The sequence below is a fragment of the Streptomyces vulcanius genome, assembly GCF_042653945.1.
In the GTDB taxonomy this organism is placed as follows: domain Bacteria; phylum Actinomycetota; class Actinomycetes; order Streptomycetales; family Streptomycetaceae; genus Streptomyces; species Streptomyces mangrovi.
Genome location: NZ_JBHSFK010000130.1, coordinates 1 through 908 on the forward strand (window position 1 = coordinate 1; position 908 = coordinate 908).

Consider the following 908-nt stretch of genomic DNA (forward strand, 5'->3'; position numbering starts at 1 on the left):
GCGGTCTGGGCGTGGTGTCCAACAACTGCGGGGCGATGGAGTCCGGGCTGGCGGTCCTGCTGGCCGCGGGGCGGATCGCGCGGGTGACCGGTTCCTACATCGGTGCGAACAAGGAGTTCGCCCGCCAGTATCTGGCCGGTGAGCTGGAGGTGGAGCTGATCCCGCAGGGCACGCTCGCGGAGCGGCTGCGGGCGGGCGGGGCGGGGATCCCCGCCTTCTACACCCCTGCCGGGGTGGGCACGCAGGTCGCCGAGGGCGGGCTGCCGTGGCGTTACGACGGTGAGGGCGGTGTCGCGCTGGCCTCGCCGGCGAAGGAGGTGCGGGAGTTCGACGGCACCGCCTACGTCCTGGAGCGCGGTATCCGCACGGACTTCGCACTCGTGCGGGCAGCGAAGGGCGACCGGCACGGGAACCTGGTGTTCAACAAGTCCTCCCGCAACTTCAACCCGCTCGCCGCGATGGCGGGCAGGGTGACGATCGCCGAGGTGGAGGAGCTGGTCGAACCCGGCGGGATCGACCCGGACGCGGTGCATCTGCCGGGGATCTTCGTGCAGCGGGTGGTGGCCCTCACGCCCGGGCAGGCGGCGGACAAGAAGATCGAGCAGCGGACGGTGAGCAGCTGATGGCCTGGACACGAGAGCAGATGGCCGCCCGCGCGGCACGTGAGCTGGAGGACGGGCAGTACGTCAACCTCGGCATCGGTCTGCCGACGCTGATCCCCAACTACCTGCCCCCGGGTGTCGAGGTGGTCCTCGAATCGGAGAACGGCATCCTGGGCACCGGCCCCTACCCCACCGAGGAGCAGGTCGACCCGGACCTGATCAACGCGGGCAAGGAGACGGTCACGGTCCTGCCCGGTGCCTCCTTCTTCGACTCCTCCCTGTCCTTCGGCATGATCCGGGGCGGGC

2 protein-coding genes are annotated in these 908 nt (G+C 70.6%); both read left to right on the forward strand.

Annotated elements, in window-relative coordinates:
* Positions 1-623 (forward strand): CoA transferase subunit A (locus ACFPIH_RS56330; RefSeq protein WP_381188159.1); only part of this gene is annotated, 623 nt, incomplete at its 5' end.
* On the forward strand, positions 623-908 hold a 286-nt coding region (locus tag ACFPIH_RS56335), incomplete at its 3' end, for a CoA-transferase (RefSeq protein WP_385879460.1). The genes ACFPIH_RS56330 and ACFPIH_RS56335, both read left to right, overlap by 1 nt.